Raw genomic sequence first — 18,411 nt, forward strand, 5'->3', positions numbered from 1 at the left:
CTTTTTTATTTTATAAATTTACTTGGAAGGATGAAAATGGCAAAATATCATAAATATGTATTTGATTTAGAAAATAGAAAATTTATCGGTGATTTTGAAACAATGTATCAAAATGAATTTAAAGAAAACTTTGATTCGTGGCATCAAGATGATACTAGGCAACTTCAGAGAAAAATAGATTTGGCAATTTTAGAAGATTATTGTTTTGATAAAATAGTAGATATAGGTTGTGGAAAAGGTAGCCTTACCCATATTCTAAAGAAGAAAAATAATTATGTTTTGGGTGTTGATATTTCTAAAACCGCTATAAATATTGCGCAAGAAAAATTTCCAGATATTGATTTTATATGTACTGATGTAAATGAAATTCAAAATTTTGCTGCTTTAATTGAAAAAATGGGGGGGGTAGTAGATCTTGTTTTTACAAGTGAAGTATTTTCATATATTGCGAATTGGAAAGAATTGCTTAAATTAATTTCTAATATTAGTGAATATTTTATGATAAGCCTTTATATACCAGAAAATCCAATTGGATTTATAAAAGATGAAAAAGAGTTAGTAGAAGAAATTGCGAATAATTTTGAAATTATAGAATATATTAGTTTGAAAAAAACAAATTTTGTCATAGTTTTTGCAAAAAATAAAAATAAACCCATGGAAGGAATTTATGAATGAAAAAAGTAGAATTTTGGATTAGTGATGAAGAAAGAAATAATTTATATAGTTCTCAATATTGGAATAATATAGAAGAAGAAAAGAAAAAAGCTTTTTGGATAGACGATCCAAAAAGTTGTAAAGTTGAACAGTATTTGATAAAAATGAAATTAAAGCAAGAATTTGAAACAGCTTTAAAACAAGTAGAAATTTCAGGTAGAATTTTAGATGTAGCAGCTGGCGTTTGTTGGACATCTGCTTTATTGTCAAAATATGAAGCTGTAAAAGAAATAGATGCAATAGATTTTTCGCTACATAGAATAGATAAGTTGGCACCACTTGTAGTGGAATCGTTGAATGGCAATAAAAATAAAATTAATAGAATTATTGGAAATTTTTACAATATACATAAAAATAACGAACATTATGATATGATTATTTTATCACAAGCTTATCATCATGCCCAATATCCACTAAAATTATTTCATGAATGCGATAGAGTTTTGAAACGGGGGGGGGTTATTGTGATTATTGGAGAACATATAATAACCAAACAAAGAATACTTCGTAGAATTGTTAAAAATCTACTTAATTTTAAAATCAAATTTGATTTATTTAAAGAATTCTACAGTCATGATGACCCGCTTGGCGATCATTATTACACATTAAATGATTATAAATTTACATTTTATTCATATGGTTATGACTATGAAATGCCAAAAGCAGAAATTAAGAATTCATCAATATTTATTGCGAGGAAAATATAGAAATGGAATTTAAAATAAATTTTAGCGGAACAGGACATAGATATACAAAAGAAGAAATTGATACAGTAGTAGAAGCTATGCAAAATGCAGATCCACTTACTCAGGGGTACTATAGAAATGAATTTGAAAGTGCGTTTTGTAAATATAATGGCAACAAATTTGCATTTAGTGTTTGTAATGCTACGGCCGCTCTTGAGCTTGCTGCTCAATTATGCTTGTTTAAAGAAAATGATGAGATTATTGCTCCTGCGCATACATTTACATCAAGCGTGTATCCATTTTTAAAAAAAGGTGCCAAAGTTATTTGGGCTGATATAGATTTGGATTCTAGAGTTGTTACATTGGAAAATATAAAAAAATGTATTACTAAAAATACAAAAGCCATAATTGTTGTCCATCTATATGGGTTTATTGCCCCAGATATCAAACGAATTTCTGATTTTGCTAGAGAGAATAATATTTTATTAATAGAAGATGTGGCTCAAGCTATGGGAACCCAAATGGATGGAGCAAAAGCCGGTAGTTTTGGTGATTTTGGTATATTTTCATTTCATTCGCATAAAAATATTTCCACTCTTGGAGAAGGTGGAATGCTGACTGTAAAAGAAAAAAAATATGCAGATATTATTCCTATGTTACGCCATAATGGACATTGTGATTTTAAATATGCAAGAGAGCATTATTGGCAACCTGCTATGGGCGATATTGATTTGCCAAATTTGGGCGGTATAAATTTAATGCCGAATAATTATTGCCTTGGCGAAGTTGAATGCGCATTAGGAATTAAACTTCTTGATAGAATTGATGAGATGAATAAACAAAAAAGAGATAGAGCTATCAAATTTATTGATGAATTAAAATCATACAAAGATCTAGTATTTCACAGAATAAATGACGAAAGACATAATTATCATTTGTTGGTTGCTTATGTAAAGAATTCAAAAAGAGATGAGATAATGAAGAAACTTGTTTATGATAAAAAGATTAAATGCGTCGTTCAATATTATCCGTTAAATAGATATCCTCTTTATAAAAAATTAGGTTTTGGTAGAGCTGACTGCCCAAATACCGATGAGTTTTTTGATAATATGATTTCATTTCCATTTCAGCATTGGATGAGCGATGAAGACTTTAATTATATGATTAGGTCTATAAAAGAAGTTATGGAAGAGATGTATTAATGGATAATTTATTAATAGTAATACCAGCTATTAAAAAAAATGCAGTTATTCCAGACCAGTTAATCAAAAAGCTAGATGGGATAACTTTGATACAAAGAGCAATAAATACTGCTCTGGATATGGTTAATAATAAAAATATTTTTATTATCACTGATTCGCAAGAGATATCTTTAATTTCCGAAAGAAATGGCATAGAATACTATTTGGATCCAAACTTAAAATTAAATTCCGGAAATATATTGGAATTAACGTTAAACACAACTAAAAAATTCTCCCATACGAATATATTATTATATAGAGCAAATACACCATTAGTTGGTAGTGATATATTGCTAAATGCGTATAATGAATTTAAAAAAGATATTAGCTATATGCTGGTATCTATGAAAATTAATGAAAAAAAATTATTAAAATTGGATAATGGTTTTCTTCATAGTGTTGATGATGGTATATATTTTAATGAATTAAAATCATTTAATATTTTCAATAAATATAATTTAGACGTAAAAAAAAGTAAACCATTTATAATAAAACAAGAAAAATCGATAGAGATATTAAGCTATCAAGATTGGTGGGTTTGTGAAAAAATTTTGAAAAGAAAAAAAATTATTTTCAATGTTATAGGCAATATAGAAATAGGTATGGGTCACATTTACCATTCTCTTGCTTTAGCCCACGAAATAACAGATCATGAAATTATTTTTGTTTGTGATGAAAAATATAAGATAGCTGTTGATAAGTTAGCTTCATCTGATTATAAGGTTATATCTACACCAAATATTTTAAATACTATTATCCAAATAAAGCCAAATTTAGTTATCAATGATATATTAAATACAGAATATAAATATATAAGATGCTTAAAAAATTGTGGTATAAAAGTAGTAAATTTTGAAGATTTAGGAGATGGGTCTCATTTTGCAGATATAGTTTTTAATGAATTATATGATAAACCGATATTTAATGATAAAAATTTTAGATGGGGTTATAACTATTTAGCATTAAGAGATGAATTTTATGAAGCTGTACCACATGATATATTAGAAGATATTAGAGAAGTTTTAATTACATTTGGTGGAGCTGATCAAAATAATTTAACTCTAATTGCATTAAAATCAATAATAAACAAGTGTAAAAAATTAAATATAAAGATTAATATTGTGTGTGGCGAAGCATATAGATTTAAAAATGAATTACATGATTATATTTCAAAGGTTAGTTATAAAAATATATATTTAACCTATGCTAGTGAAGTAATATCTAAGATAATGGAAAAATCACAACTAGCAATTTCATCAAACGGTAGAACAGTTTATGAGCTTGCAGATATGAATATACCGTCTATTGTTATTTCTCATCATGAAAGAGAAAACACTCATTCTTTTGCTAGACCTGAAAGAGGTTTTATAAATTTAGGGGTTATTAATGAGAGTATAGAAAAAAAGATTAAAGACAAATTTGATAAATTAGTTGATGACATTGATTATAGAAAGCTATTATTTTTAAATATTAAAGAGTATAATTTTAGAGATAATAAGCAAAAAGTGGTAAAAGAAATTCTATCATTGATATAAAGGGTAAATTTGAAAGTAGCGGCTGTTATACAAGCAAGAATCGGTTCAACTAGATTGCCGTATAAGATGATGCTGACTTTACATGATATGCCAATTATTGATTGGGTCATGAGAAGAGTTTGCAGATCTAAAAGGATAGATGAAGTTATAGTTGCAATTCCAAGTGGTAAAAATGATGACGTGCTATTTAAACATATTAGTAAATTGAATTTAAAAGTAAAAATATTTAGAGGAAATCAAAATAATGTGTTAAATCGTTTTTATGAAGCTACTAAAAATAAAGATATTACCCATATAGTAAGAGTTTGTGCCGATAATCCTTTGATTGATTGGCAAGAGATAGATAATCTGATTGATTTTTATAAAAACAATAATTGCGATTATGCTTACAATCATATCCCAAAAAACAATCTTTATGCAGATGGATTTGGTGCCGAAATAATTTCATTTGATTTATTGGAAAATTTAAATCATACGGTAATTTTAGATAAACACAAGGAGCATCTGACATCATATATTTGGGATAATCTAGATAAATTTTCGATTAAAACATTTGACCCTATAGATAAAGAACTCCACCATCCGGAGCTTAAATTTGATATAGATACATTTGAAGATTATTATAAATTAGCTATGAAAGATTTTGATATATTCGATACTTCAAAAACACTTATTAATATTTTTAAGGATAAAAAATGAAATTGGTAGATTTATTTACAAATATAAATCCGTATGAAAAAAAAATACATAGACCATATATAATAGCAGAAGCCGGAGTTAATCATGAATGCAATATGGACATTGCAAAAAGATTAATAGATGAAGCTAAATTTGGTGGGGCAGATGCTATTAAATTCCAAACATATAAGGCAAATACTATTGCTTCAAAAAATTCTCCGGCATATTGGGATACCGCAAAAGAACCTACAAAAACTCAATACGAGCTTTTTATAAAGCATGATAAATTTTGGAAAAATGAGATGGTTGAGCTAAAAAAATATTGCGATAAAGCTGAAATAGAATTTTTAAGCACACCTTTTGATGTAGAGTCGGCTAAGTTTTTAAACGAATTAATGGATGTTTTTAAAATTTCTTCAAGTGACATCACAAACAAACCATTTATAGAATATATGTGTGGTTTTAAAAAACCTATAATATTGTCAACTGGTGCTAGCGATATAAGTGAGATATTTGAAGCTGTTGGGTGGATAGAGAAGCATGAAAATCCACTTGCTTTACTTCATTGCGTACTTAACTACCCAACTAGAGATGAAGATGCTAATTTAGGTATGATAATAGACTTGAAAAATAAATTTCCAGATAAACTCATAGGCTACAGTGATCATACATTGCCAAAAGATATGAAAGTGTGCGAGATGGCAGTTATATTAGGTAGCGTAATAATAGAAAAACATTTTACTCACGATAAGACACTACTTGGAAATGACCATTATCATGCTATGGATAAGAATGATCTACAAAATTTTAGATCCAATCTCGATAAAACATTTGAAATTTTGGGTGAATTTAAAGTTAAATCTCTTGATAATGAAAATATTGCTAGGAAAAATGCAAGAAGAAGTTTGGTTGCAAATAGAAATATAAAGAAAGGGGATATTATAAGCTATGATTGTTTGACATTCAAAAGACCAGCTTATGGTATAAGTCCTAAATTTATAGATGATGTGATTGGTAAGATGGCTATCGCTGATATAAAAAATGATACTGTACTAGAGTGGAGTATGCTAAAATGATTGATTATACACAAAAGTTAGATAGCTATCTTAAAAAATTATTTCCATTAAATAGAAGTATAACCGGCGACGCAAATAGGCAAACTCTTAAAATTTTACAAGATATTGTTCCCCTTAACATTTTGGAATATAAATCAGGAGAAAGGGCATATGATTGGGTTATACCAGATGAATGGAATGTTAGGGAAGCTTGGATTAAAAATAGTAAGGGTGAAAAAGTTATAGATTTTAAAAAATCAAATTTGCATTTAGTGGGCTATTCTATACCATTGCATAAGAAAAATATGAAGCTAAACGAATTCAAATCAAATTTGCATTTTTTGCAAAATCTACCTAATGCAATTCCATATCGCACTAGTTATTATAATAAAAATTGGGGATTTTGTTTAAGCTATAATGATTTTACAAAATATTTTAATGATAATGAAGAATATGAAATTTTTATAAATACTGAGTTTAAAAAAGGCTCTTTATCTGTTGGAGAGCTGCTTATACCAGGAAAGACTAAACAGGAATATCTCATTTCTTGCTATATCTGCCATCCTTCAATGGCAAATGATAGTTTGAGTGGTGTTTTAGTTTCTGCATTTTTAGCAAAAGAGTTATTAAAAAATCAATCAAAATTAGAACATAGCTATCGATTTATTTTTGTTCCTGAAACTATCGGTGCCATTACTTATTGTGCTAAAAATGAAGCTTCAATGAAACGTATAAAAAATGCACTCGTTATTACCACTTGCGGGGGGGGGTACGGAGACTGGGGCTATAAGCAGTCTTGGCAAAAAGAAAATTGCATAAATGATATGGTTGAAGATGTTTTTAAAGAAAATAATATAAATTTTATAACATATCCATTTGATATACATGGAAGCGATGAGAGACAATACTCATCACAAGGTTTTAGGATAAATTGTGTTAGTATAACTAAAGATAAGTATTATGAATATAAAGAATACCATACTAGTCTCGATAATCTTGATTTTGTAAAAGCCAAAAATTTAAATACAGCATTAAATTTATATCTACAACTAATCAATAAAATGGATAAAAATTTAGTTTATAAAAATCTTTATCCAAATTGCGAGGTAATGCTTAGCAAATATAACTTGTATCCAAAAACTGGTGGTGCTCAGTTGCCAGGTATGAATGTATCTGCATTAGATATCATACTTTATAGTCTATTCTATATGGATGGAAATACTAGCCTTTATGAAATTAGTAAAAAATTAGGTATCGGTATCGAGATTTTATTTGCCAATATAAAGGATTTGATATATAAACAAATTATAAAGGTTGTGGATGGAAAAATTTAATATACAAGAAGTTAGTGATTTTAAACTATGGGATGATATTATTGAAAAGACACCGCAATATACTATATTTGCTAGTTCGTCATATCTCTCATATACAAATAACAAATTTAAGCTATTTTTTGTAAATAAAGGCATTGTTACAAGAGCCGGAATTTGTATCTTGCTTTCAGATGATGAAAAAGATGTTGTTTTAAATGATTTGGTAATTTATGGTGGTATATTTTTTGTTCCTCAATATGAGCAAAAGGAAGTAAAAGCTAAAAGTGAAAGATTTGAAATAACTGATTTTTTGATTAAATTTTTAGTTAATAAATTTAGAAATATTAGCTTAGCTTTATCCACTAAATTTGAAGATTTACGGGCATTTTTATGGCATAATTATCATTTGGAGAGCCAATTTAAATTTACTTTTGATTTACGATATACAAGTATTTTAGATATTTCATCATTATCTAAGTTTAATGATGAAGAAGAGACATTGGCTTTTAAAAATTTAGAGATATTAAGACAAAGGAATATAAGAAAAGCAAGAAGAGAAAACGTTATAACTGCGATAGAAAATAGCAATGATACTATAGATATATTTTTAAAATATTATGAAATACTTATAAAATCCCAAGGTGAAGATGTTCTGCAAAGTAAATTACAAAATATGAGAAATATTATAATAAATATATTAGATAATAAAAAAGGAGTGATGTTTGTAACTAGAAATTCTAAAGGAGAAATACTTTATATTACTATCTTTATTTTTGATAAATATAGAGCATATTATCTTTTTGGTGCAGGAAATCCGCAGGCGGTTGAAATTTATAAAGGTGCAATTTGTTTTTGGGACGCTTTTATAAAATTAGCACAGATTTTTGATATTAAAGAATTAGATTTAGAAGGTATTAATTCTCCGCAAAGAGGTTGGTATAAATTAAGTTTTGGTGGTAATATTACGCCATATTATGAAATAAATTATAAAGGATAGTTATGGGTGAAAAATATATTCCAATAAACAAAGGACATTTTAACTTAGATACAGAAGATAGAGTTAAAGAATTTAGCAAAAAGATGGCAGTTGGATGGGAAGAAAACGAGTACTTAACCTATAGAAAAGAATGGGAAGATTTCCCGAAACAAAAAATAATACGCGAGTATCCATTACAAGTCGATTTAGAACTTTCATCTGCTTGTACATTGAGATGCCCCATGTGTTATACAATAACAGATGAATTTAAAAAAAATGTTAAAAAAAGTTTTATGGATTTTGATTTATTTAAAAAAATAGTTGATGAGATTGCTGGAAAGGTATATGCTTTAAGGCTTAGTTGGAGAGGTGAAAGTTCTCTTCATCCAAAATTTATAGAAGCTATAGCTTATGCAAAAGATAAAGGTATTAAAGAGGTATCCTTTTTGACAAGTGGTATAAAGTTAAATTTAGATTTTTTTAAACAGATTGTTGAGGCAAAAGCAGATTGGATAACGGTTTCCATAGATGGTGTTAATGAGATATACAATAGTGTTAGAAAACCACTTAAATTTGAAGAGACTTTGCAGAAAATAAAAGATATATATAATTATAAAAGAGAGCGATGTATTATAAAACCAACCATAAAAATACAAACCATTTGGCCTGCAATCAGAAATAATCCAGAAGAATACTATAATACATTTAAGGACATTACAGATCTTATATCATTTAATCCTATTATTGATTATTTAGGAAAAGATGAAGATATTATTTATGAAGAAAATTTTTCATGTCCGCAACTTTACGAAAGAGTTTTTGTAGCTTCAAATGGATTGGTTCATATGTGCAATAGTGATGAATTCGGTAAATTGCCAATCGGAGATGCCTATAAAGAAAGTATCTATGATATATGGCATGGAGAAAAACTAAATAAAATAAGAAAACTACATAGCAAACAAGATGGTTTTAAAAATTTAGAAATGTGTAAAAAATGTTTCTATCCGCGCAAAATGCAAGTTAATGAAGAGGCATATGTAAATAATAGGAGAATTTTAATAGAAAACTATATTAATAGAAAACAAAAAATAGGAGAATAAAATGAAGGTATTATCAATATATTGGGGTATATGTGCAAGTGCATCTATTTTTATAGATGGTAAAGTAGTGGCGGCAACTCATGAGGAGAGATATACTAGAATAAAGAATGATGACTCTTTTCCAGAGAACGCTATTAATTATTGTTTGAGCGAAGCTGGTATAAGTGCTAGTGAGCTAGATCTTGCTGTCATAGCATCCAATATTCAAGAATTTAATTACCAAGTCACACGACATGCTAAATGGAGCGTAGAAGATTATTTAAAAGAACAAATTAACTATTGGAAGCCTATGCTTTATGACAAAAAAAAATTAGATTATTTAGAAGTTTTTGATTACCTTAAAGACTATGAACAATATCCTAAAGATTATTGGAAAGCTAATGAGAACAACAGGTCTAAATTTTATATGGATAGAACAAAAATTTTAGCACAATATTTGGGTATAAATCCTAATAAGTGTATATGTATAGAACATCATAGGTGCCATGCTGCTTATGCATATTATGTATCACCTTTTAGAGGTGAAGAAGTTTTGGCTTTTACAATAGATGGTAGTGGCGATGGATTAAATGCTACTATAGGAATTTATGATAAAAATGGTCATTATACTAGAGTATATGAGACAGATCAGTGCTTTATAGGGCGTATATATAGATATATAACTCTTTTACTTGGTATGAAACCAAATGAGCATGAATTTAAAGTTATGGGATTAGCACCTTACGGAAAAGCAAAATATGCTAAAAAAGCTTATGAGGTTTTTGCTAGTACCTTATATGTGGATGGTATAGAGTTTAAATGGAAACAAAAGCCTACTGATAGCTATTTTTGGTTTAAAGAAAGACTTGAAGGTATCAGATTTGATAATATTGCTTGGGGATTGCAAAAGTGGGTAGAAGATCTGCTTACAGAGTGGATAAGAAATGCTATAAATAAATTTAAAATTTCGAAAATTATTATAGCGGGGGGGGTGTCTATGAATATAAAAGCAATGGGTAAGATATCTTATTTGCCAGAAGTTCAAGATATATTTATAGGCGGTAGTGCTAGCGATGAATCTATGGCTATAAGTGCTGGTATATGCGCAGTAGAAGATAAAGATGTTGAGTTTAATCCCATTAAAATGTATCCAATACAAAATTTATATTTGGGTCAAGAGGCAAGTTTGTATGAAGAACAAGTTGCTATAGAAAATTTAGATAGTTCATATACCATAATTGATAAATTTAACGCTAAAGATATAGCTACACTTTTGGCTAATAGTGCTATTTTAGCAAGGTGTGCTGGTAGAATGGAATTTGGACAAAGGGCACTTGGTAATAGATCCATTTTGGCAGATCCATCAAATTTGCGAGTAAGAGATACTATAAATGACATGATAAAAAACAGAGATTTTTGGATGCCTTTTGCCCCTATAGTTATGGATAAATATATGGATATATATTTACAAAACCCAAAGAAAATTTTTAGCCCATATATGACTATAGGTTTTGATACAACTAGTATAGGATATGAGGCTATGATAGCAGCTTGTCATCCGGCAGACAAAAGTGCAAGACCGCAAATGTTAACAAAAGATCTGAACCAGAATCTATATATGATATTAGAAGAATTCGAAAAAATAAGAGGTATAGGGGCTTTGCTAAATACTAGTTTTAATCTGCATGGTTATCCAATAGTCAACACTCCAAGTCAAGCAATATATGTTTTAAAAAATAGTGGACTAGACGGTTTAATATTGAATAATTTTATTGTTTTAAAAAAATAAAGAAAGGTAAAATATGAGTATTCTAACTACAAATTATTCTAAACATTCAGTGGGAATAGATGAGTATATCAAAGTTCATCATAAGTCCCCTGATCAATATGCAAACTACAGAAGGATGTGGGATCAAAATATGGTGGCGGGGGGGGGTAGCAACTTGCTATTTCTGCTTTTAGAAAGCACTTCAAAATGCAATCTAAAGTGTCCTATGTGTTCGCATTATGACGGATATCCGCAAACTGCTGATATGAATGAGGAGATATTTAAAAAAGCCTTAAAAGGCATAAAAGATATGCAAATTCCGTCTGTATGTATGAATCTAACAAATGAGCCTTTGTTAGATAAAGGTATATTTGATAAAATAAAAGCAGTATCTGATATAGATAGTGTATTTGATATACATATGAATACAAATGCAACTTTACTAGACGAAAAAGCAGCTACTAAATTGCTCTCTAGTGGTCTTACAAGACTTTTGATAGGTTTTGATGGGTTTTCTAAAGAGACTTATGAAAGTGTAAGAAATAAAGCTAAGTATGAAATAGTATTAAATAACATTTTAAATTTTATCAAACTAAAAGAAGAAAGTAAAAAAGTCTTTCCTGTAGTGAGATTATCTTTTGTAAAAACTTCAATGAATGAAAATGAGATAGAACAATGGGTTGATTTTTGGAAAGATAAGGTTGATTATCTCATTATCCAAGAGTATCTATCAACTGTAGCAGATAATTCCAAGGATTATCTTAAACCGCAAAATAGTTTAAGAAAAGGTATTTCAAAAGACAATATTTTTTGCAATCAACCTTTTGAAAGATTGGCTATCAGGGGTAATGGTGATGTTTTGCCGTGCTGTTCGCATCTAATGGCTGGAAATGGTGGAGCTGTTGGAAATTTGTTGTATAATTCTTTAGATGAAATTTGGAATAATGATAAAATGCAATCCATAAGAAATGCATTTTTAAATTCTACTTGGGATAATCATCCTATTTGTTCTAAATGCTTGAGTACAACTTATAAATTGGAGTGATAAATTTGGTATTTTTAGCAACTACTGCATTAGATGAGTTTTGGGATAAAAAAGCAGATAAAATTATTTTTTTGGGTGAATGGTGTAAGACAAACTCAGATATAAAATATTTGAAAGCATATGAAACAATGCCATTTTTATGGAGTAATGAGCAAGTAGTTAAAGCAGCATTTAAAGAATGTTGGAATATTTACGATGAAATAATGCCTATTTTATCCAATTATTTAAATAACGTACATGGTATTGATAAAAGTAGCAGATATTGGAAGATAATAATAGGGAATTGGCTATGGAGTTTTATTCAAATAGTATATGATAGATACAGATGCATTGAAGAATTTATAAAAGCTTATTCTAAATTTGATACCTTTGTTTTACATAAAGACAATTATATTACACCTGTAGAATATAAAGACTTCATAGCAAATATTTCTAGTGATGCATATAATCTACAGTTGTATTCACAGATATTTGAGTATTTGGGATATAAATTTAGGACAAAGCGATATGAGATAGGTCAAGCTTATACTTATAGTCAACAAAACTCAAAGATAAGAGAGATATCGTATAGATTACTAAATATTTTTTTTGCAAAAAAACCAAGTGTAGTTATTAGCAACGGATATTTTTCAAATAAATTTTCTACTTTAAATTTGGCTTTTAAGTCAAAAGGCAAAATATTTTTTGACCATTTTTATGATAGTTTCTCTGTAAGTGTGGATAAAAATGTAGCTTTACGAGAAGAGTTATCTGAGTATTATGACGGAGATAATAAATTTATAAAATTACTTTTTGCATTATTTGAGCAAAATTTTCCATTACTTTTTCTGGAAGGTTTTAGTGATATGAGAAAAGTTGCTTTAAATAAAAAATCAACTAAAGCAAAAGTATATGTTACGGCTAATTATTTACATTATAATTATCTATATAAATTTTTTATAGCTGAACATATAGATAAAATTTCTCTTGTAGGCATTCAGCATGGTGGTTCGTATGGTGTTGACAATTTTTGCAATGCAGAAATGTATGAAAGAGATATTTTGGATTATTTTATTACTTTTGGATGGGAAGATGATTATCATACAAAGGCATGCACGAGTGAAAAATTAAATCAAAAAATCAAATCTAAAAAAAATGGTTATATTTTATTTGTTATGAATGATATGCTTAAGTATCTTTATCAAATGAATTTGTTTTATCCAAGTTCGGCTATAAAATTAGCCTATCTGCCAAAAACATTATCATTTTTTAATAGCATAGGTAGCATTGATAGATTTTTAGTTAGAACATATCCAGTAGATAACGGTTTTAAGATCAAACAGACTATTAGAAATACTTTTCCAAATATAAAATTAGATGACCATTCTAAAACATTTCATTGTAGATTGAAAAATGCTAGGCTTTTTGTATCAGATCATATGAATACAACATATCTTGAAACTTTAGCTATGAATTTTCCAACGGTTATTTTTATAGATAAAAATTACTATTCATTTAGAAAACCTGAAATTATTCAATTGCTTATTGATGCAAAAATACTTTTTTATGATGAAATAGAAGCAGCACATCATATAAATTCTATATATGACAATATTGATGATTGGTGGTTGTCTGATGAGGTTCAAAAAGCAAGACGTGAATTTTGCTATCATTACGCAAGAACATCTGAAGATTGGGCGAGAGAATACATAAAAGTATTTAATAATATTTTGGAAAAAAATGCAAGAAACTAGCTTAAAAAAACGTTATTCAGTAAAACTTTTTACAAATATCATACTTGGAGTCGTTAACGCGATTTTAATATCAATTGTGCCAAAAGCATTAGGTCCAGTAGCGTATGGCCAGTTTATTTATTTGCAAGAGTTTTTTACGCAAGCCATAGGGCTGCTTGATATGGGCAGCTCTATGGCTTTTTTTACTAAACTTAGTGCTAGGAATGAGAGAAAAGAATTGATAACTTTTTATTTCCTTTACTCATTTTTCATTTTGTGTTTAATAGTTGGATTTGTTTATGTAAATCATATTTTAGGTTTTATAAACTACTTTGTTCCCGGTATACCCATTGAGTACATATATATGGGATTGGTATTTAGTTTTTTTACATGGTTTACCCAGATATTTATTAAGATATCTGATGCTTATGCTTTGACTGTATCTGTTGAGCTTATAAAGATAGGGCATAAGATAATTTCTCTCTTGATACTTTTATTTTTTATTTATCAATTAACTTTTGATATAGAGCTTTATTATTATTTTAATTATATATCCTTAGTATCTTTTTTATTTATTACGTCTTGGCTTTTTATTAAAAAAGATATATTTAAGAATATTCTCAGCATTAAACTACCAATTATGAATTTAATAAAAGAATTTGTTTTATATTGTCATCCATTGCTAATCTATAGTATTGTTTTGCTAATATCTGGATTCTTCGATATATGGTTATTGCAAAGACAAGCAGGTAGCGAACAAACTGGTTTTTATGGACTATCATATAGCATAGTTGCCGTATGCTTTCTATTTGCAAATTCTATGACATCTCTTATTATAAGAGAATTTAGCAAATCATACGAACAAAGAAATTTAGAAAATATGCGAAAACTTTTTTGTAAATATACTCCTATGCTTTATAGCATTTCTGCTTATTTCGCCGTGTTTATATCTTTTCAAAGTGAAAATGTGCTAATGATATTTGTTGATGAAAATTTTCAAGGTGCATTTATAGTGCTTGTAATAATGGCATTTTACCCTATACATCAAACATACGGGCAATTAGGCGGAAGTATATTTTATGCAACTGGAAATACTAATCTTCTAAAAAATATTGTACTTTTTATAACACCTATAAGCATCATATTGACATTTGTTTTTATATATATTCTTAATTTGGGCGCTTTAGGATTGGCATCTAAAATGATTATAATACAATTTCTAGGAGTAAATGTTCAATTATATTTTAATGCTAAGATTTTAAAATTTAATATCGCATATTTTATATGGCATCAAATCTATTCACTATTATTTTTTATATGCCTAGCTTTTATATCTAGTTTTTTATTTAATGATATATTTTATTTAAGATTACCATTACTGGAGTTTTTATTATCAGGTTTGTTTTATACAGTATTAGTTATAATTTTTACATATATATTTCCACAAATTTTTGCAACTTCTAGAGATGAAATAAGAGCAAATTTAACTAAGGTAAGACGTTATGTCATTAAAAAATAAACTAAAAAATAGTCAACTAACCATCGGTAGTTGGATAATGATAGGTAATCCTATCAGTATAGAAGTTATGTCTTTGGCTGGATTTGAATGGCTTGTGGTGGATATGGAGCATACCTCTATAGAGCTAGATACTGCTCAGACTTTGATTGCGACTATTCAAGCAAATGGTATGAAAGCACTTGTTAGAGTGAGTAAGAATGAAGAGGTGGTTATAAAAAAAGTTTTGGATATGGGAGCCGATGGTATTATAGTTCCGATGGTGTGTTCTAGAGATGATGCGATTCAAGCAGTAAATTATGCTAAATATCCACCAGTTGGTAAAAGAGGAGTAGGTCTATATAGAGCCAGCAAGTATGGTGTAAATTTTGAAGCTTACAAGAAATGGGTTAACGAAGAGCTTGTTATAATTGCTCAGATTGAGCATATTGATGCAGTACGTAATATCGACGAGATATTGCAGGTAGAAGGAATAGATGCTACTATTATCGGGCCATATGATTTGTCTGGCAGTATGGGATATCCTGGAGAATTTGAAAGAGAAGATGTCAAGGCTGCTGTTCAAAAAACTTTAGATAAATGCAAACAATATAACATTCCATCTGGATTTCATGTTGTAGATACGGATCCAAAAAAACTGCAACAAAAAATTGATCAGGGTTGCGTATTTTTAGCGTATGGAATAGATTATTTTTTTATGAGAGATGCTGCAATTAATGGAATGAATAAGATAAGAAATCAAAATACAAAATAAAAGATATTGCAAGTAAATATCTGATAAAATTGCTATGTTATAAATGATAGATAGAATTTAGAAGGAAAATGATGAGAAGTAGTAATGCTAAATTGAATATAATCTCGATTATACCAGCAAGAATGGGATCTAGTAGATTTCCAGGCAAACCTATGGCCGACATACTTGGAATGCCCATGATAGGTCATGTTTATAAAAGAGTTAAAATGAGCAGAGCTCTAAGTGAAGTATATGTGGCTACTTGCGATCAAGAGATATATGATTATATAGAGTCTATAGGCGGAAAAGCTATAATGACAAGTAATTGCCATGAAAGATGTAGTGATAGATGTGCAGAAGCTATGCTAAAAATAGAACAAGAAAGCAATCAAAAATGTGATATCATGGTTATGGTTCAAGGCGATGAGCCGCTAACTCACCCAGGTATGATAGATGAGGCTGTGGCTCCTATGGTAGTTGATAAGTCTATACTTATTACCAATCTTATGGCCGATTTAGACTCAGTTGCTTCATTTGAAAATCCAAATGAAGTAAAAGTAGTAACGGATAAATTTAATAACGCTTTATATTTTAGCAGAGAACCTATACCGAGTAGAAAAAAAGGCGTCCTTGATGTGCCTATGAAAAAGCAAGTATGTGTTATACCATTCACCAGGGATTTTTTATTGCAATATAATCAAATGAAATCAACTCCTCTTGAAATAATAGAATCAGTAGATATGATGAGAATACTAGAAAATGGTTTAAGCGTTAAGATGATTAATACGAAATATACAACTAAAGCCGTTGACACAAAAGAGGATTTGGAACAAGTAAAAGAAATGATGATAAAAGATAAATTATACAAGGAGTACAAATGTCTATAAAAAAATGTATTTTTGATTTTGTAAAAAATACCTACGTAAATATTCCAAAAATTCTGCCTGGATATTTGAGTAAAAGGTTTTGTTCTGAAAGCGCAGAGTCTTTGGCTGTTGTGGATAAAATATTTACTAAGTATGGTGTTTTAAAATATTTTTGTATCGGACGTATACCTCTTTGGAGATCACAAACACTTTTTACTAAAGAGCCAGAAATAATAACTTGGCTGGATAAAATGAGTAAAAATTCCGTATTTTGGGATATAGGGGCAAATATAGGCTTGTATTCTATGTATGCCGGTATAAAAGGATTAAAAGTGTATTCTTTTGAACCATCTGCACTTAATACAGCATTGCTTTCAAAAAATATAGAAATTAATAATCTAAAAGATAATGTTACAATGTTTCCGATGGCAATTTCAGATGTTCATGAATTTGGTTATTTAAATATGAGCAATACTAGCTGGGGGGGGGCATTTAACGAATTTAATATAAAAGGATTAGAAACTACTGGCAATAGTGATTATAAAGCTGATATTGTTTTTAAGCAGGGTATGTTTTCATATTCTATTGATGAATTGATAGGGAAATATAATTTTGATATCCCTAACTATATTAAAATAGATGTTGATAATATAGAGCATAAGATCATATATGGAGCAAATAAAACATTGGATAGTAACGCCGTAAAAAGCATATTCGTCGAACTAGATGAAAAAGAAGAAAATACTTCAAAAGTAATTAATTTTTTAAGTAAGAAAGGGTTTGCACTGGTTGAAAAATCCCATTCGGATATGATTGAGAATGGAAATTATAAAACCCAGTTTAATTATATATTTGCTAGATAGGTTTAATTTTTTGATATAAATTTGTTATGTAGATAAATTTATGAAAAGAATATTTAGAATATTTAGAAGGTTATTTTTCGATTCTTATATATATTTGTTATCAATAATCCCAACTGATTTTGGGGTTATAATAAGATATGTTGGATATAAATTTTTATTTAAAAGTACTAACGGGTTTTTTAGGATATCTACAGGTGTGACGATACTTGGTTTCGAAAATATAACATTGGGCTCTAATATATCTTTTGCTAAAAATAGCTATATTTATAGTAATGATTGCGGAGAATTGGTAATCGGTAATAATTTTTCTATGAATACTAATTCCCAATTAGGGGCTTCTTGCGGTAAAATAGTTATAGGAAATAACTGTGCAATAGCGCCTAATTGTGTGCTAAGAGCATCTAACCATACTTTTGATAATCTTGATTTGCCGATTATAGAACAAGGTCATACTTACGGCGAAATAATTATTGAAGATGATGTTTGGATAGCTTCTAATTGTGTGGTAACCGCAAATACAAGGATAGGAAGAAGTTCTATTATAGCTGCTGGAAGTGTAGTTACAAAAGATGTTGAGCCATACTCAATAGTTGGTGGAGTTCCAGCAAAATTGATTAGAAAAAGGAAATAG

General features: G+C 28.7%; 17 protein-coding genes. All 17 read left to right on the top strand.

Features of this window, described 5'->3' with window-relative positions:
• Positions 1-36: 36 nt before the first annotated feature.
• The 17 genes from CHHT_RS00120 (at position 37) to CHHT_RS00200 (ending at position 18,411) form a co-directional block, all read left to right on the top strand.
• The gene (locus CHHT_RS00120; protein ID WP_176318062.1) at positions 37-675 is read left to right on the top strand and encodes a class I SAM-dependent DNA methyltransferase; all 639 of its coding nucleotides are present in this window, start codon (positions 37-39) and stop codon (positions 673-675) included.
• Positions 672-1,421 carry a class I SAM-dependent methyltransferase gene (locus CHHT_RS00125; protein ID WP_034962967.1) on the top strand — a complete coding sequence of 250 codons (750 nt, stop codon included), beginning with the start codon at positions 672-674 and terminating at the stop codon, positions 1,419-1,421. The genes CHHT_RS00120 and CHHT_RS00125 overlap by 4 nt, the downstream gene beginning before the upstream one ends.
• 2 nt (positions 1,422-1,423) lie before the next feature.
• Entirely contained in the window at positions 1,424-2,602 is a 1,179-nt protein-coding gene (locus tag CHHT_RS00130; protein ID WP_034962969.1) for a DegT/DnrJ/EryC1/StrS family aminotransferase, read from the top strand.
• Positions 2,602-4,176 (top strand): hypothetical protein, encoded by a 1,575-nt coding sequence (locus tag CHHT_RS00135; RefSeq protein ID WP_034962971.1) that lies wholly within the window; start codon positions 2,602-2,604, stop codon positions 4,174-4,176. The genes CHHT_RS00130 and CHHT_RS00135 overlap by 1 nt, the downstream gene beginning before the upstream one ends.
• 9 nt (positions 4,177-4,185) lie before the next feature.
• On the top strand, positions 4,186-4,875 hold the full coding sequence (locus tag CHHT_RS00140; protein ID WP_034962973.1) for a cytidylyltransferase domain-containing protein: 690 nt from the start codon (positions 4,186-4,188) through the stop codon (positions 4,873-4,875).
• Positions 4,872-5,930, top strand: a complete 1,059-nt coding sequence (locus CHHT_RS00145) for an N-acetylneuraminate synthase family protein (protein WP_034962976.1) — start codon at positions 4,872-4,874, stop codon at positions 5,928-5,930. Before CHHT_RS00140 ends, CHHT_RS00145 begins: the two co-directional genes overlap by 4 nt.
• Entirely contained in the window at positions 5,912-7,243 is a 1,332-nt protein-coding gene (locus CHHT_RS00150) for a DUF4910 domain-containing protein (RefSeq protein ID WP_234945127.1), read from the top strand. Before CHHT_RS00145 ends, CHHT_RS00150 begins: the two co-directional genes overlap by 19 nt.
• The gene (locus CHHT_RS00155; RefSeq protein ID WP_059426498.1) at positions 7,230-8,219 is read left to right on the top strand and encodes a GNAT family N-acetyltransferase; all 990 of its coding nucleotides are present in this window, start codon (positions 7,230-7,232) and stop codon (positions 8,217-8,219) included. Before CHHT_RS00150 ends, CHHT_RS00155 begins: the two co-directional genes overlap by 14 nt.
• 2 nt (positions 8,220-8,221) lie before the next feature.
• Positions 8,222-9,298: a radical SAM/SPASM domain-containing protein gene (locus tag CHHT_RS00160; RefSeq protein WP_034962981.1), complete on the top strand. Its 1,077-nt coding sequence runs from the start codon at positions 8,222-8,224 to the stop codon at positions 9,296-9,298.
• 1 nt (position 9,299) lies between these two features.
• Positions 9,300-11,066, top strand: coding sequence for a carbamoyltransferase C-terminal domain-containing protein (locus tag CHHT_RS00165; protein WP_034962984.1), 1,767 nt, complete (start codon positions 9,300-9,302; stop codon positions 11,064-11,066).
• A gap of 13 nt (positions 11,067-11,079) precedes the next feature.
• Entirely contained in the window at positions 11,080-12,090 is a 1,011-nt protein-coding gene (locus CHHT_RS00170) for a radical SAM protein (protein WP_034962986.1), read from the top strand.
• Positions 12,091-12,095: 5 nt separating this feature from the next.
• Entirely contained in the window at positions 12,096-13,823 is a 1,728-nt protein-coding gene (locus CHHT_RS00175; protein ID WP_034962988.1) for an LIC12162 family transferase, read from the top strand.
• Positions 13,810-15,321 (top strand): lipopolysaccharide biosynthesis protein, encoded by a 1,512-nt coding sequence (locus CHHT_RS00180; protein ID WP_034962990.1) that lies wholly within the window; start codon positions 13,810-13,812, stop codon positions 15,319-15,321. The genes CHHT_RS00175 and CHHT_RS00180 overlap by 14 nt, the downstream gene beginning before the upstream one ends.
• Positions 15,305-16,072, top strand: a complete 768-nt coding sequence (locus tag CHHT_RS00185) for an HpcH/HpaI aldolase family protein (RefSeq protein ID WP_034962992.1) — start codon at positions 15,305-15,307, stop codon at positions 16,070-16,072. The genes CHHT_RS00180 and CHHT_RS00185 overlap by 17 nt, the downstream gene beginning before the upstream one ends.
• Before the next feature lie 71 nt (positions 16,073-16,143).
• Positions 16,144-16,938 (top strand): 3-deoxy-manno-octulosonate cytidylyltransferase, encoded by a 795-nt coding sequence (locus CHHT_RS00190; RefSeq protein WP_232051090.1) that lies wholly within the window; start codon positions 16,144-16,146, stop codon positions 16,936-16,938.
• Positions 16,929-17,780 (top strand): FkbM family methyltransferase, encoded by an 852-nt coding sequence (locus CHHT_RS00195; protein ID WP_034962994.1) that lies wholly within the window; start codon positions 16,929-16,931, stop codon positions 17,778-17,780. Before CHHT_RS00190 ends, CHHT_RS00195 begins: the two co-directional genes overlap by 10 nt.
• Positions 17,781-17,820: 40 nt before the next feature.
• Entirely contained in the window at positions 17,821-18,411 is a 591-nt protein-coding gene (locus CHHT_RS00200) for an acyltransferase (protein WP_034962996.1), read from the top strand.

This window comes from Campylobacter hyointestinalis subsp. hyointestinalis (assembly GCF_013372145.1).
Lineage (GTDB): Bacteria > Campylobacterota > Campylobacteria > Campylobacterales > Campylobacteraceae > Campylobacter > Campylobacter hyointestinalis.

Coding starts and splice junctions, on each gene's coding strand:
- CHHT_RS00120 (WP_176318062.1), top strand. CDS start 37: ATGGCAAAATATCATAAATATGTATTTGATTTAGAAAATAGAAAATTT.
- CHHT_RS00125 (WP_034962967.1), top strand. CDS start 672: ATGAAAAAAGTAGAATTTTGGATTAGTGATGAAGAAAGAAATAATTTA.
- CHHT_RS00130 (WP_034962969.1), top strand. CDS start 1,424: ATGGAATTTAAAATAAATTTTAGCGGAACAGGACATAGATATACAAAA.
- CHHT_RS00135 (WP_034962971.1), top strand. CDS start 2,602: ATGGATAATTTATTAATAGTAATACCAGCTATTAAAAAAAATGCAGTT.
- CHHT_RS00145 (WP_034962976.1), top strand. CDS start 4,872: ATGAAATTGGTAGATTTATTTACAAATATAAATCCGTATGAAAAAAAA.
- CHHT_RS00155 (WP_059426498.1), top strand. CDS start 7,230: ATGGAAAAATTTAATATACAAGAAGTTAGTGATTTTAAACTATGGGAT.
- CHHT_RS00160 (WP_034962981.1), top strand. CDS start 8,222: ATGGGTGAAAAATATATTCCAATAAACAAAGGACATTTTAACTTAGAT.
- CHHT_RS00165 (WP_034962984.1), top strand. CDS start 9,300: ATGAAGGTATTATCAATATATTGGGGTATATGTGCAAGTGCATCTATT.
- CHHT_RS00170 (WP_034962986.1), top strand. CDS start 11,080: ATGAGTATTCTAACTACAAATTATTCTAAACATTCAGTGGGAATAGAT.
- CHHT_RS00180 (WP_034962990.1), top strand. CDS start 13,810: ATGCAAGAAACTAGCTTAAAAAAACGTTATTCAGTAAAACTTTTTACA.
- CHHT_RS00185 (WP_034962992.1), top strand. CDS start 15,305: ATGTCATTAAAAAATAAACTAAAAAATAGTCAACTAACCATCGGTAGT.
- CHHT_RS00190 (WP_232051090.1), top strand. CDS start 16,144: ATGAGAAGTAGTAATGCTAAATTGAATATAATCTCGATTATACCAGCA.
- CHHT_RS00195 (WP_034962994.1), top strand. CDS start 16,929: ATGTCTATAAAAAAATGTATTTTTGATTTTGTAAAAAATACCTACGTA.
- CHHT_RS00200 (WP_034962996.1), top strand. CDS start 17,821: ATGAAAAGAATATTTAGAATATTTAGAAGGTTATTTTTCGATTCTTAT.